The 13,243-nt window shown below is 59.3% G+C and carries 12 protein-coding genes and 1 tRNA gene; 7 read left to right on the forward strand and 6 right to left on the reverse strand.

The features are described from left to right. Genes HMPREF3042_RS03315 through HMPREF3042_RS10830 form a run of 3 tightly spaced genes read left to right on the forward strand, consistent with a single transcriptional unit; the run spans window position 1 to window position 2,359 of the window. A complete protein-coding gene (locus HMPREF3042_RS03315) occupies window positions 1-1,386 on the forward strand; it encodes a glycine--tRNA ligase (RefSeq protein WP_070856053.1) in 1,386 nt (461 codons plus the stop codon). Beyond that, window positions 1,386-1,955, forward strand: coding sequence for a hypothetical protein (locus HMPREF3042_RS03320; RefSeq protein WP_049181324.1), 570 nt, complete (start codon window positions 1,386-1,388; stop codon window positions 1,953-1,955). The genes HMPREF3042_RS03315 and HMPREF3042_RS03320 overlap by 1 nt, the downstream gene beginning before the upstream one ends. Then, complete coding sequence (locus HMPREF3042_RS10830; protein ID WP_070856054.1) at window positions 1,943-2,359, forward strand: hypothetical protein; 417 nt, start codon at window positions 1,943-1,945, stop codon at window positions 2,357-2,359. The genes HMPREF3042_RS03320 and HMPREF3042_RS10830 overlap by 13 nt, the downstream gene beginning before the upstream one ends. A gap of 8 nt (window positions 2,360-2,367) precedes the next feature. On the opposite strand, the gene HMPREF3042_RS03330 is transcribed toward HMPREF3042_RS10830, so the two are convergent. After that, complete coding sequence (locus HMPREF3042_RS03330) at window positions 2,368-4,401, reverse strand: TPM domain-containing protein (protein WP_246822297.1); 2,034 nt, start codon at window positions 4,399-4,401, stop codon at window positions 2,368-2,370. Window positions 4,402-4,429: 28 nt separating this feature from the next. Between HMPREF3042_RS03330 and HMPREF3042_RS03335 the strand changes: the two genes are divergently transcribed. Next, window positions 4,430-5,722, forward strand: coding sequence for a deoxyguanosinetriphosphate triphosphohydrolase (locus HMPREF3042_RS03335; RefSeq protein WP_016423106.1), 1,293 nt, complete (start codon window positions 4,430-4,432; stop codon window positions 5,720-5,722). Between the two features lie 15 nt (window positions 5,723-5,737). On the opposite strand, the gene HMPREF3042_RS03340 is transcribed toward HMPREF3042_RS03335, so the two are convergent. Then, a complete protein-coding gene (locus tag HMPREF3042_RS03340; protein ID WP_070856056.1) occupies window positions 5,738-6,313 on the reverse strand; it encodes a TetR/AcrR family transcriptional regulator in 576 nt (191 codons plus the stop codon). Window positions 6,314-6,397: 84 nt separating this feature from the next. On the opposite strand from HMPREF3042_RS03340, the gene HMPREF3042_RS03345 reads away from it, so the two are divergent. Beyond that, entirely contained in the window at window positions 6,398-7,093 is a 696-nt protein-coding gene (locus HMPREF3042_RS03345) for a GAP family protein (protein WP_083327414.1), read from the forward strand. Between the two features lie 27 nt (window positions 7,094-7,120). On the opposite strand, the gene HMPREF3042_RS03350 is transcribed toward HMPREF3042_RS03345, so the two are convergent. Continuing rightward, the gene (locus HMPREF3042_RS03350; protein WP_070856057.1) at window positions 7,121-7,639 is read right to left on the reverse strand and encodes a guanyl-specific ribonuclease; all 519 of its coding nucleotides are present in this window, start codon (window positions 7,637-7,639) and stop codon (window positions 7,121-7,123) included. Window positions 7,640-7,759: 120 nt separating this feature from the next. On the opposite strand from HMPREF3042_RS03350, the gene dnaG reads away from it, so the two are divergent. Next, window positions 7,760-9,691 (forward strand): DNA primase, encoded by a 1,932-nt coding sequence (gene dnaG, locus HMPREF3042_RS03355; protein WP_083327415.1) that lies wholly within the window; start codon window positions 7,760-7,762, stop codon window positions 9,689-9,691. Between the two features lie 49 nt (window positions 9,692-9,740). On the opposite strand, the gene HMPREF3042_RS03360 is transcribed toward dnaG, so the two are convergent. Both HMPREF3042_RS03360 and HMPREF3042_RS03365 read right to left on the reverse strand, forming a co-directional pair. Further along, window positions 9,741-10,373: an MBL fold metallo-hydrolase gene (locus HMPREF3042_RS03360; protein ID WP_016423101.1), complete on the reverse strand. Its 633-nt coding sequence runs from the start codon at window positions 10,371-10,373 to the stop codon at window positions 9,741-9,743. Then, complete coding sequence (locus HMPREF3042_RS03365) at window positions 10,370-11,536, reverse strand: S-(hydroxymethyl)mycothiol dehydrogenase (protein ID WP_371440717.1); 1,167 nt, start codon at window positions 11,534-11,536, stop codon at window positions 10,370-10,372. The genes HMPREF3042_RS03360 and HMPREF3042_RS03365 overlap by 4 nt, the downstream gene beginning before the upstream one ends. A gap of 311 nt (window positions 11,537-11,847) precedes the next feature. Between HMPREF3042_RS03365 and HMPREF3042_RS03370 the strand changes: the two genes are divergently transcribed. Beyond that, window positions 11,848-11,919 (forward strand) — tRNA-Asn (locus tag HMPREF3042_RS03370). A 763-nt stretch (window positions 11,920-12,682) separates the two neighbouring features. Here HMPREF3042_RS03370 and HMPREF3042_RS03375 read toward each other — a convergent pair. Continuing rightward, the gene (locus HMPREF3042_RS03375; protein ID WP_070856058.1) at window positions 12,683-13,156 is read right to left on the reverse strand and encodes a hypothetical protein; all 474 of its coding nucleotides are present in this window, start codon (window positions 13,154-13,156) and stop codon (window positions 12,683-12,685) included. Between the last annotated feature and the right edge of the window lie 87 nt (window positions 13,157-13,243).

The raw sequence follows: 13,243 nt of genomic DNA on the forward strand, positions 1-13,243 counted from the left end.
GTGGCACCTAAGTCAGTTGTCGATACCGTCGCCAACCTGTGTAAGCGCAGGGGATTCGTTTACCCGTGTGGTGAAATTTACGGCGGTACCCGCTCGGCATGGGATTACGGTCCCCTGGGTGTGGAGCTGAAGGAAAACATCAAGCGCCAGTGGTGGAAGACCTTCGTCACCGGTCGTAAGGATGTCGTCGGCCTGGATTCCTCCATTATCCTGCCGCGCCAGGTCTGGGAAGCTTCCGGTCACGTCGCTACCTTCACCGACCCGCTGGTGGAGTCCCTGCACACCCACAAGCGCTACCGCGCTGACCACCTGCTGGAGGCCTACGAGGCCAAGCACGGCCACCCGCCGGCCAATGGTCTGGCAGACGTTCCGGACCCGGAGACCGGACAGCCGGGCAATTGGACCGAGCCGCAGATGTTCTCCGGTCTGATGAAGACCTTCCTCGGCCCGGTCGACAATGAGCAGGGCCTGCACTACATGCGCCCGGAGACCGCTCAGGGTATCTTCGTCAACTTCAAGAACGTTATGACCACGGCTCGTATGAAGCCACCGTTCGGTATCGGCCAGACCGGTAAGGCATTCCGCAACGAGATCACCCCGGGTAACTTCATCTTCCGTACCCGCGAGTTCGAGCAGATGGAGATCGAGTACTTCGTCGCACCGGACCAGGCTGAAGAGAAGTTCGACGAGTGGGTCGACGCCTGCTGGAACTGGTTTATTGACCTGGGCGTTAACCCGGAGAACATGCGTCAGTTCGACGTTCCGAAGGACGAGCGCGCGCACTACTCTGCACGCACGATTGACTTCGAATACCGCTTCCACTTCCAGGGCAACGAGTGGGGCGAGCTGATGGGTGTCGCCAACCGTACGGACTACGACCTCGGCTGCCACATCGAGCACTCCAAGGAAGATCTGCGCTACCACGACCAGGTCACCGGCGAAAAGTACGTCCCGTACGTCATCGAGCCGTCCTTCGGCCTGACCCGCGCCCTGATGGCCTTCCTGTGCGATGCCTACACCGAGGAAGAGGTGCCGAACGCAAAGGGCGGCACCGACACCCGTACCGTGCTGAAGCTCGACCCGCGTCTATCTCCGGTTAAGGTTGCTGTTCTGCCGCTGTCGAAGAAGGACACCCTGACTCCGACTGCTGAGGCTGTCGCGGACAAGCTGCGCCAGCACTGGGCCGTCGATTACGACACCTCCGGTGCTATCGGCCGTCGTTACCGTCGCCAGGATGAGATTGGTACTCCGTTCTGTGTCACCGTTGACTTCGATACTCTCGAAGACGACGCTGTGACCGTCCGTGACCGCGACACCATGGAGCAGGAGCGCGTCAAGATTGACGAGCTGGAAGGCTACCTCGCAGCTCGCCTGGTGGGCTGCTAATGGCCGAAGAAGTTTTTTGGGAATCCTATAGTCTCGGCGATGGCTCTCGGGAAAAATCCGAGCAGACCTGGCCGATTCTGAAGGAAAGCACCGAAATAGGCACGTACAGCCGTGATGAGCAGGGCGATCGCCTCAACACCCCGGAAGGGGAGTGGGTTATTGACGCCTCTGCTGATCACCGTGTCTCCGCCACGCTTCCCGACGGTCGCGTGTTCTCGACCGTTGCTGCTGACCGTGACAAGATTTCGCGAGCCAAGCAGCTTTCAGTGACCTTTGGGCCGGATCGCCCCGAAGGCAAGCTGGTGTGTGAGGGATCGACGAACTACGTCATCGAGAATGCAAAGACCGGCGAGAAGTGGGGCCAGTTCACCGGTGCGTCCCGTGGCGTGCGCCACGCAGAGGTGCAGTTCGACACCGACGAAGGCCGTGCGCTGCCGGAAGAGGAGAAAATCTTCCTGGTCTACAGTGCTCGTCGAGTGCTGGAGTCCCGCATGGTTTCCTCAACCTGGATTCTCACTGTCTGCTTGCTCTTGCTGATTGCCTATATGATTTGGGTGTGGATCGTGTAGCAACTATTGCAGACGGCGTCGTTTACGACGAGAACAAGAAGACCCTGTCCGACGGTTGGAGCTGTCAGGACGGGGTCTTTAGTGCTTTTTGGATCACCTCGCCACAAGGGCGTGGTTGGCAGGTGAAAGCCCGCTTTTTTAGCACGAACGCGCTAGTAATGACGAATTCGGACGAGGGGGAGTCTTTCGTCCTAAACAGAGAAGGACGGGGAATTCGCACGGTCTTCGACGTCGAGCGTCCAGGCTATGAGCTCGCCCGAATCGTCAGAGAGGACAGCCTAGGCCGAGGGGTATTTGGTGTCTATGCCCAGGAGGGAGACTTCCGGGGGAGTTTCGAAGACTGGCTGATTGCCGCCGCACTGGCGACGTGGTCTGTGGATGGGCCACGCCAGATGCGAATTTAGGCGGGAATCTAGAAGCCCATTGTGCTGCCGGAGCCGCCTGGTCGGCTCGAACCTCCGCCGAAGCCGCCGAAGCCGCCGATGCTGCCACCAAAGCCGCTGTTGTTGCTGAGCATGCTGCCCAGCACCATGCCGGCGACCATCGAACCGTTGCTGCCGCCACCGCGGCGCTGATCCTGGTAGCGGCGGATGTCACGGCGAGCTAAGTCAGCGGCCTCAGCGGCGAGCTTGCGCGCACGACGTGCGTAGGCCAACGCCTTTCGCGGATCGCCGTTGGCCAAGCCCTGAGCAGAGCCGTAAGCACGCTGTGCCTCCGCGAGGCGAGTGCGAGCCTCAGCGCCAACCACACGGCGGCGGGTAGCAATCAAGTCAGCTGCGGCGCGAATGTGATTGTCGGCATCCTGCATGCTGTGCTGCAAAGTGGCGGTAGCGCGGGCGAACGACGCGGCCTTGTCTCGAGCGGAGTCCAGGGCTTCGTCGAGCAGCTCATCGGCATCGGTCAGTGCGGTCCAGCAACTCAGCGGATCCACTTCGGACTTATTGGCTGCCACGCCGAGTGCTTCACGGCCTGCTTCGATGGCCGCATTGAGACGCTCGCGGTTGATGTTGGCGCCGTGCGGTGCTGACATCAGGTGCGAGGCCTCATCGATTTCACCGCGGACCTCGGCGATAAGGGAAGCCAGTCCAGCGACTGCAGCGTGAATATCGCTATCGGCGTGTTCAATGGCGCCCAGCAGGCTGTCAGCCTGTGTGAGGGCAAAGTCGGTCGTCGACAGTGCATCAATCAAACCGCTCTGCTCACCGGCCGGTAGGTCAGCCATGCGACGGGCCTCAGTCATTGACTGTTCAGCCTGGTTCAAGTGCTCCGTGGCCATGTCAATATTGTCGGTCACAGAGCTGAGCATCTGCTCGTCATAGCGTGCACGCAGCCCGTCGAGAATTTCGCTAGCACGCGGCATGCGGGAGCGCAGCTCAATACTGCGCTGAGTGAGCTTAGTGATGGTCTCATCAGCGTTCATCAGCTCCTGGCGGAGCTTCTGGAAGTTCGCGGCCTCGCCGTCGAGATGATCATCGGCAACACCACAGGTGGAGATAATCTCCAGCAGGACACTGCGGCGCTCGATTTCGTCGGTCACGGAGCCGTCGTCAAGCTGTTGGCGAAGCGTGAACGCGCGCTCGAGAGTGGAGCGGGAGTGCTTCAGCGCGTTGTCAAAACTGCGGACGCGCTCGGTGCCGAACTCGGCGCGAGCGAGGTCGAGTTCAGTGCTGGCCTTGCGGATGGATTCATCGGTACTGACGATCTCATCGTGCGCGAGAACGTCGAGTGAGCTGGTGCTTAGCGAGTCCAGTGAAGAGACATCCGCGGGATTGATGTTGCGGCCTCGAGCGATTTCCTCCTCGTCGCGCTTCTTCTTGTTGCGACGGCCCACAGCCCAGGTAGCGCCACCGACAACAGCGGCACCACCGAGGCCGGCGCCGAGCGCCCACCCGCCGGCGGAGTCACTGCCACCGCCGGCCTCGGCGATAGCAGCTTCACCTGCAGCTGCCCAGTTGTCGCCTTCTAGCAGTTGCCCTTGAGCTGCACTGTTAACAGCTTCTGCGTTACTGGGAAAGGAGTGTCCGACGAAAGCGCCCAGATTGCGGTCTTCGACTGCGACGACCATGACACCGCGGTTATCGGCAGCGCCGAGTTGCTCCCAGGCCTGCTGCGCCCACTGCTCGCCCTGAATGCCGTCGAAACTCTTGATGTAATACACCGAGAACAGGAGCCGCTTGTCGGTCTTGAGCTGCTGAATCTGCTCCTTTAAGCGAGCCTCTTCGCCGCCGCTCAGCACACCTGCGAGATCGGCCACCTCACCGGATACGTCCGTTGGCGCCTCAGCATGTGCGAGCGATGCTGACGGCGCGATTGCCAGAAGTGAAGCGGGTGCATGAACCGGCGGTTGGGTCGGTAGTGCAGCAGTGATTAGAGGCATGCTCAGGCCGAGGAAAGCACCCGATGCGGCAAGGTAAAGGGGGCGAAACACGCGATTCCTGTCAGACATATCTACAAGGATACGTAAGAATAATTACGTGGCCGGTAAATTTTCGTATTCATCTTTTGAACTTGCCCGTATTGTTGAGGAGTCTCCGAAGCAGTCGTTGCTGCCCGGGGTGCAATCCTTGGAATCTCATCGGGCGGCGTTTGCACGAGATCGCGCCCGCGTTTTGCACTCCGCAGCGCTGCGCAGACTGGCGGACAAAACCCAGGTCGTGGGGCCAGGGGAGGGCGATACTCCGCGCACACGCCTGACTCACTCGCTGGAGGTCGCGCAGATTTCCCGTGGAATCGCCAGTGAGCTGGGTGCAGATGAGGATCTCGCAGAGCTGGCCGGCCTGACGCACGACATCGGGCACCCGCCGTATGGTCACAACGGCGAGCGCGCCCTCAACGAGATTGCTGCTGGTTGCGGCGGGTTCGAGGGCAATGCACAGACGCTGCGTATTCTCACTCGCCTGGAGCCGAAAGTGCTCGATGGCACAGGGGAGCCCTGCGGACTCAATCTCACTCGGGCGGCGCTCGATGCAGCCTGTAAGTACCCGTGGACACCAATCGGTCCCGATGGTCAGCTGCGGCACAAGTACGGCGCCTATCAGGAAGATGCCGCGATTCTGCAGTGGATTCGCCAGGGCGTTCCGCACGGCAAGCAGTGTCTTGAGGCGCAGATTATGGACTGGTCTGACGATGTCGCCTATTCCGTCCACGATGTCGAGGATGGCATCGTCTCTGGCCGCGTTGACCTTGGCGTTCTGTGGGACACGGTGGAACTGGCCGCGCTCGCTGACAAGGGCGCTGCCGCATTCGGTGGCGATCCAGCGGAGCTCGTCGAAGCTGCCGGGCGTCTTGCCAGCTTGCCGGTGGTCTCCGCTGCGGCGTCCTACGACGGTTCACTGCGCTCGCTGGTCGCGCTGAAACGGATGACCTCGGAGCTGGTTGGCCGCTTCGTCACGGCTTCCGTCGCGGGTACGCGTGCTGCCTCCGGGTCGACGCTTCCGCTCGGGCGTTACGACGCGGACCTTGCCGTGCCCAGCTCGATTCTGGCCGAGGTCACCATGCTGAAGACCATCGCCGTGCTGTATGTGATGGATCTTCCGCGTCATATTCGCCGTCAGGAGCGTGAGCGCGATCGCCTTTTCCGGGTGGCCGAGTATCTGCAGGAGGGTGCTCCGGGAACGCTTGATCCGATGTTCCAGTGGCTCTATTCCCGCGCGGAGAGTGACCAAGCGCGGCTGCGGGTGATTGTTGACCAGCTGGCGTCGATGACGGAGTCGCGTGTAGAGCGGCTTGATCGCCAGATTGCTGGTGTGGCCGCGGCATGGGGATAGTGCTGTCGGCAATTACTATTTTTGAAGTATCCGCTGAAGGCTACTACTGAGGTCATCGGAAAGCGCCTTTGCAGTCTCTGCGTCGGGCTTTGCATGCATGTAATCGAGAGCTAGTCCATTAACGATAGCTGTGATGAGCCGGGCCGTCTGAGCTATATCTCCAGGGACGTCTGCAGCGGACAGTGCTGAAATGAGATGGTCCCGGAATCTACCGAGTTCGTTCTGGTACTCCTGGGCCAGGACTTTGCGTGTTGATGCAGCGGCACCGAGGATAACCCACAATGCTGCGTCTTCGCGCTGTATTGGGCCGATGGGGAGCAGTTCGAGCAGTGAGCGGTGGAGCTGTTCTAGCGGCGAGGTGTTTGATTGAAAGCGTAGCGACGAGACTCTTTCATGCTGTCGTGCTGCCGAGCGCAGGAGTGCCCTGCTGAGTAGTTCGTCTTTCGTGCCCATAAAATACTGCACTGTTCCAGGGGCTACGCCCGCCTGTTGAGCCACTTTTCGAACGCTGACAACGTCGAATCCCTGGTTAACAATTACTTTGATTGCTGCATCGGAAATGGCTTTTTCTTGAGGTGACATCGTGCTCATATCCTAAAACTCCTTTGGGGTTTCATTCGCGCTACTTCCCATACGACTGTATGATAGTTCACTATACGAATGTATGAGGGAGTGATGGAGATGGATTATCTTGTGCTAGTGGGGCTTGCGCTTCTTGACAGCCTCAGTGCTGGAACCCTGCTGATTCCAGTAGTGCTGCTAATCGTCTGGCGGCGGATGAGGGGCGCCGCATACGTCACTTATTTAGGGACAATTTCCTTGTCCTACTTTGCGGTTGGCATCGCGCTCTTTTTCGGCCTGCGTCAGGCTTTAGACGCAGTCTCAGGCATTGCATCCAACACTTGGTTCAGTTGGGTGATGATGGTCTTGGGTATTTTGTTAGCTGCTTACGGAATCCTGGCACCGAATCCCAAGAAACGGACTGTCGAAGAGATACTTGAATCTCGATCGGAGGACACTAAAAAAGGTTCTGCCGGTCTCCCAGCGATGGTGGGGTTGGCCTTAGCGGCAGCAGTTGTCGAGGTCGGTACGATGTTGCCGTACTTGGCGGCAATCGGAATTATTGAATCGATGGCAGTGCCTTTCGCAGTGCAACTGCTTATCCTTGCACTCTACTGTGTAGTGATGATTTCGCCCGCAGTCATTGTTGGAGTGCTCTTCGCGGCCTTCGGAGACAAGCTCTATAACCAGGTAGTGAGCGTTATCCCCCGGTTGGAATATGAAACAAAGGTCACTGTTTTGTGGGTGGCAGCAATAATTGGCATCGTTCTTATTGCCCGGAGCGCGAATCAACTCGGTTTTATCGGCTAGCGCTAATCGCCGCCGTACTACCTTGGCTCAGTCCTCCGCGTCTGGAATTTCGCAGAAGCTCTCGTAGTGGTCGTCGGTGTAGTACCAGACATCCGGGTCATTTTCGGAACCGCCGCCGACAACAATGCGACGTGCACCGCGGCTGGAATTGCCCGGGGTGGTCACGGTGTATTCGCGGTAGTAGTCACCGCGCTGCCTCGGCAGGCGTCCCTCGTAGTTGCCGAAGTGCTTGCCGTCGTGCTGCGAATAGATGTGGTCCTGGTCGGTCAGGATACGGTCGATAACATCGTCGGCCTCCTGCGGCAGAGTATCTACTGCGCAGGTGGCACCCTTGGCACCAGCCTTGTTGCTGCCCGAATTAGTGCCAGGCTTCGGACTCGATTTCGAGCTGGGCGCAGCGGAAGTCTGCGATTCGGAATTCTGCGACCCCTGTGAGTCCTCGGATGCCTCAGAGTTTTGATCTCCGCCATCGAGCCCGAGATAGCTACCAGCCAACACCAGGGCGGCAGCGCCTACGCCGCTCGCAATCTTCTTCCACTCAGCCATGGCTAGTATCTTTCCATATCTGTTGCTACCGGCACGTTTTTGGGTTGGGCGCGGGCGGCTCGTCGTTAAGCGAAACCTTTACGGCGGAGTCAATTGGACGGGTTGGGTAAGGTTATTTTCATGGCTAGGGGAAGAATTCCGGACTCCGATATCGCGGCAATCCGCGAGCGGACTCCGATTGAGGAGATCGTTGCGGAATACGTGAACCTCAAACCGGCTGGCGCGGATTCTCTGAAAGGCCTTTCGCCTTTTAAGGACGAGCGCACGCCGTCGTTCCACGTACGCCCCAATCATGGCTATTACCACTGCTTTTCCACTGGCAAGGGCGGTGATGTATTCAGCTTCCTCATGGAGATGGAGCACCTGTCTTTCCCGGAGGCTGTCGAAGCCTGTGCGGAGAAAATTGGCTTCCACATTAACTATGAGGGCGGCGGCACGGGTCGTCGTGAGGAACCGGGAACCCGCCAGCGTCTCATCGCCGCAAACCGCGAGGCACAGAAGTTCTACCGCGAGCAGTTTTCGACTCCAGCGGCAGCGCCCGCTCGCGAGTTTCTGGAAAATCGTGGCTTCACCGCCGAGCACGCGGCCCAGTTCGGCTGTGGCTACTCGCCGGCCGGCTGGGATACTCTAACCAAGCACCTGCAGCGCCTGGGCTTCAGCTTCGAGGAGCTGGACAAGGCGGGTCTTTCCAAGATGGGGCGCATGGGGCCGATTGATCGTTTCCACCGTCGTCTCATGTGGCCGATTCGCAATATGGCCGGCGATGTCATCGGCTTTGGCGCCCGCAAGCTTTTCGACGATGACAATCTGGGCAAGTACATGAACACGCCCGAGACCATGCTGTACAAGAAGTCCAAGGTGCTCTTCGGCCTGGATCTGGCCAAGAAGGACATTGCCGCTGGCCACCAGGCTGTGATTGTGGAGGGCTACACCGATGTCATGGCCATGCACGCCTCGGGCGTGACCACAGCCGTCGCCTCCTGTGGCACCGCTTTCGGCGAGGAGCACCTCCAGCTGCTGCGCCGTCTCATGCTCGATGACAACTTCTTCCGCGGCGAGCTCATCTACACCTTCGACGGCGACGAGGCAGGGCAGAAAGCCGCCATGCGCGCCTTCGAGGGGGAGCAGAATTTCACTGGCCAGTCCTATGTCGCAGTCGCGCCGGACGGCATGGATCCGTGCGATCTGCGCCAGAAGAAGGGCGAGGCCGCAGTGCGCGATCTCGTCGCTTCACGACGGCCATTGATCGAATTTGTCCTCCGCACACTTCTGGCCGACTATGACCTGACCACCGCTAATGGCAGGGTCTCCGGGTTGCGCCGCGTGGTGCCTGTCCTGGCCCAGCTCAAGGACGCGGCGCTGCGCGATGAGTATGCCCGCGAAGTTGCCGGCTGGATCGGCTGGAATGATGAGGCTGAGCTGGTGCAGCGCGTCCGTGAGGAGGCCAGTCGGCCACAGAGCGAAAAGCGCACGCCCTACCAGCGTCGCCAAGAAGAGGCCCGTGCCCGTGAAGAGGCGGAGGAAGCGCGGCGCCGGCGCAACCCGGCACTGCCGTATCCAAATCCGCGGGACCCTGTGCTCTATGCGCAGCGTGAGGCCCTTAAGCTGGCAATTCAAGAGCCCGCCACCACCGGTCCGGTATTCGATGCGCTCGCACCCGAGACCTTTGGGCATCCGACCTACCGAGCGGTATTCGACGCCATCATGGCTGCAGGTGGTGCCTGTGGGGAAGCGGCCACGCAGCCACATAGTTGGGCGACCGCAATTATGGATCAGGCGCGGGAGGACGTCGTCAAGCATCTCGTGACTGAGCTGGGAGTGGAGCAAATCGCTGTCGATGCAGAGACGCTGCGCCCGTATGCGCAGGCGATTCTGGCGCGACTGCAGGAAGTGTGGGTCGGTGACCAGATTGCACAGCTGAAAGCGATGCTCTCGCGAATGCGCCCCTCAGACGACGAAACCGCCTACAACTCGCTGTTCGCGGACCTGCTCGCGATGGAACAGTACCGCCGCGAACTGCAAGCAGAGGCGGTCAAGGTTGTATTTGAGTAGCTAGTGGTTAGCAGTCTCTAGGCGCCAGCTACCCGTCAGCAGCTAGCGACTAGTAGCCGCGGCGAATCCACTCTTCCAAGTGCGGAGCCTCGCGACCAATCGTCGTGTGATCGCCATGACCCGTGCGGACAGTCGTTTCCGCAGGCAGAGTCAGCAGGTTGTCGCGGATGGAGTTAATAATCGTGTCGAAATCCGAGTAGGATCGACCGGTCGCTCCAGGACCGCCGGAAAACAGCGTGTCACCCGAGAACAGCTCCGCGGCCTCCGGCACGTACAGACAGCACGAGCCAGGGGAGTGGCCCGGAGTGTTAATAATGACAACCTCCGTGCCCGCAATCTCCAGGCGCTGACCGTGTGCGAGGTCCTCGTGCGCCAGGTTCGGCCAGGACTGCTCCCACAGCATCTGGTCGCCCGGGTGGACCAGCAGGGGAGCGTCGAGCTTTTCCTGCAGCTCAGGTGCCACAGTGATGTGGTCGTTGTGTGCGTGGGTGCACACGATGGCCTTTACCTTGCGGCCATCCACCGCATCAATAATCGGCTGCGCCTCATGCGCCGCATCGATGACAATGACCTCACGGTCATCGCCGAGCACCCATACGTTGTTGTCTACGTCCCACGTGCCACCGTCGAGCGAGAACGTGCCCGACGTGAGAACGTGGTCGACCCTCAAATCCTTGTTCACAGCGTCACCACCGATCGCAGTACCTTACCGGCCTTCATAGTTTCGAAAGCCTCATCAACATCCTCAATGCCAATGCGCTCCGTTACGAAGCCCTCCAACGGCAGGCGGTTTTGCAACGACAGATCTACCAGCATCGGGAAGTCCCGCTCCGGCAGGCAGTCGCCGTACCAGGACGACTTCAGCGCACCACCGCGGCTAAACACATCCGCCAGCGGGATGTCCAGCTCCATCGTCGGCGCCGGAACACCGACCAGCACAACACGTCCAGCCAGGTCACGGGCGTAGAACGCCTGCTTGTAAGTTTCCGGACGGCCGACCGCATCAATCACGACGTCAGCACCGAAACCGTCGGTCAGCTCACGCACTCGCTTAACGACGGGATCCTCTTCCCCGGTGCCCTTATCGCTCTTAGCCAGCTCCGCAGAGTTAATGGTCTCGGTCGCGCCGAATTCGCGGGCGGTGTCGAGCTTCTCGTCCGAGATATCGATGGCAATAATCGTGCTAGCGCCAGCCAGCTTGGCACCGGCGATAGCGGCGGTACCGACGCCACCGCAGCCGATGACCGCTACTGATTCACCGCGCTTGACCTCGCCGGTGTTGATGGCCGCACCGATGCCGGCCATGACGCCGCAGCCAAGCAGACCCGCAACGGCCGGATCGGCTGCCGAATCGACCTTGGTGCACTGGCCCTCGTGGACGAGGGTGGCATCCGCAAAAGCGCCGATTCCAAGTGCTGGGGTGAGGACGGTGCCGTCGGCAAGCGTCAAGGGCTTGGAGGCGTTGAAAGTGCTAAAGCAGTACTGTGGCTCACCACGCTTACAGGCGCGGCACTCGCCACAGACAGCGCGCCAATTGAGGACGACGAAATCGCCGACGGCAACATGCGTGACCTCTTCGCCAATCTCGGAGACCACGCCTGCGGCCTCGTGGCCGAGGAAGAACGGGTACTCGTCGGTGATATCGCCGTCGCGGTAAGCCAGGTCTGTATGGCAGACGCCGCAGGCCTGGATGTCGACAATGACATCGTTCGGGCCCGGGGACGGGATGTGGATATCAGTAAGTTCTACAGGTGCGCCTTTTTCGCGTGCGATAACGCCGCGAACAACGCGTGCGGTTTGCTCGGTGTTTTCGGTTCCGTTGGCTTGTTCAGACATAAGCCCCATCGTATGAACGCGGTATGAAAAGTGCATGATGGAAAGCGTTTTCAGTACTGCTGGGGGCTTCGTTGGGCTGTGTGAGATTGCGTGGATTGCACGGATTGCACGGATTGTGTGGATTGCGTGGATCATGTGGATTGCACGGATTGTGTGGTTTCAAGAACTCACAACAATGTCATGGCCGATGGGTATGAGATGTCTAAATTAACCTTTGACCTGGCGATTTGTGAGTTTCAAGGGGTCTGGGTAAAGTATCTATCCGTCGCAAGGAACGGCGTGGCCAAAGTATGGGTTAGCTGGTTCTTGGCGGTGAGTATTCCTCCATAGCTCAATGGCAGAGCATTCGACTGTTAATCGAAGGGTTGCTGGTTCGAGTCCAGCTGGAGGAGCAATTAGGCCAGGTCAGGGAGTTTTTCTCTGGCCTGGTTTTTTATTCGCAGTGTTAATCCACTAAAACAATCATTAAATATTCGGGCCAAAGGACAAAATTCGTGTCTTTCCCCGACGCGCCCCGGCTGGTTATTGAGGGGTTGGGCCGTGGGAGTGAGCGGTCTATTTTCTATTCCGCCACTTATGGCCAAGTTTCGGGGTCTTGTCGATGGTGTCGGTGACTTGTCGATGGTTTTTCGGCACTTATGCGCACGGTATTGGCTGGGTCTCTCACATGTCGATGAGGTATTCACTTATGGCCACGCTCCAGCGCATCGATAGGTGAATACCTTGGCCACAAGTCGCTGGAGTCTTGGGCCAGAGCGCTGGAGCCGAAAGCTTGCCACTTACTCGCCACTTATGCGGGGGTTCTAGAACCCCAATAGCGCAATGACAAGTGAAGAGGAGCCATCACGGCATCGCGGCAGCACGCCACGTATGGCTCGAAGATGACGTATGGCTCGACAGTAACGTTTGGCTCTGTATACGCGACCATATGTACACATTGGCGCAACAGGTCACTTTTGGGCCATAGGCGGACAGTTAAGCCATAAATGGACAGGCGCATAGGAGGCGATGGAGCACTTTTTTTTGGGGGGGCACAAAGCTGCCCGAGCTAGCCAGTACCTGAGTACTTAGAGACGTGGGCGCTATGAGTTCCCCAGCCGAAGCCGCAGGTGGCGCGGTTGGGCTGGGGCGCGGGGACCGTCGTAAAGCTAAAGGTTAGACCTGATCTAGGAGGTCCCAGAGTGTCGAACTGTGGATAATCTGCAGGTCGTGGGCTTCGGGCTCGACGTTGATGTGGCCGGGCGTGAGCGTCACGGACGAATGCGTGTGACCGTGAACGATGCCGGTCCAACGATTAGCGTGCGGAGCCCAGCGGACGGCATTCTTGGACGCGGTCCGATCCTTCAGCGCGGGGTAGTGGTTGACGAGATAGGCCTTCTTGCCCTGTTTAATCTGGAGATTCAGGCTGATGAGGTCAAAGACGTTCTGGTCGGCGCCCATCCATTCCATCTGCACCGCAGGCTGGAACTTGGGGTGAATCTGATTGTGGTTACCAGGAGTCAGAATCATGGTGAGGTTGCGCGCTGACTTGACCTCGGCCAGCTTCTCCAGCGCGTAGGTATCTTCGTGAACCGAAATATGGGTTAAGTAGCAAAAAGTGTGTCTGGTCGGCGTTTCGCCGGTGGGCACCTTTTTCCGTTTAGTCCCAATGCGAGTTACTGACCACGTTTATGACCGGTGGCGTTGGGCCGATCCGAGTTACTGACTGCGTTTATG

This window comes from Corynebacterium sp. HMSC074C05 (assembly GCF_001838325.1).
In the GTDB taxonomy this organism is placed as follows: Bacteria; Actinomycetota; Actinomycetes; order Mycobacteriales; family Mycobacteriaceae; genus Corynebacterium; species Corynebacterium amycolatum.

Bases quoted from the DNA above. Each gene is read 5' to 3' on its own strand.
- HMPREF3042_RS03345 (WP_083327414.1), top strand. From the start codon at position 6,398: ATGGAGATGGATTATCTTGTGCTAGTGGGGCTTGCGCTTCTTGACAGC.
- HMPREF3042_RS03365 (WP_371440717.1), bottom strand. From the start codon at position 11,536: ATGGGGCTTATGTCTGAACAAGCCAACGGAACCGAAAACACCGAGCAA.
- HMPREF3042_RS03320 (WP_049181324.1), top strand. From the start codon at position 1,386: ATGGCCGAAGAAGTTTTTTGGGAATCCTATAGTCTCGGCGATGGCTCT.
- HMPREF3042_RS03330 (WP_246822297.1), bottom strand. From the start codon at position 4,401: ATGTCTGACAGGAATCGCGTGTTTCGCCCCCTTTACCTTGCCGCATCG.
- HMPREF3042_RS03340 (WP_070856056.1), bottom strand. From the start codon at position 6,313: ATGAGCACGATGTCACCTCAAGAAAAAGCCATTTCCGATGCAGCAATC.
- dnaG (WP_083327415.1), top strand. From the start codon at position 7,760: ATGGCTAGGGGAAGAATTCCGGACTCCGATATCGCGGCAATCCGCGAG.
- HMPREF3042_RS03350 (WP_070856057.1), bottom strand. From the start codon at position 7,639: ATGGCTGAGTGGAAGAAGATTGCGAGCGGCGTAGGCGCTGCCGCCCTG.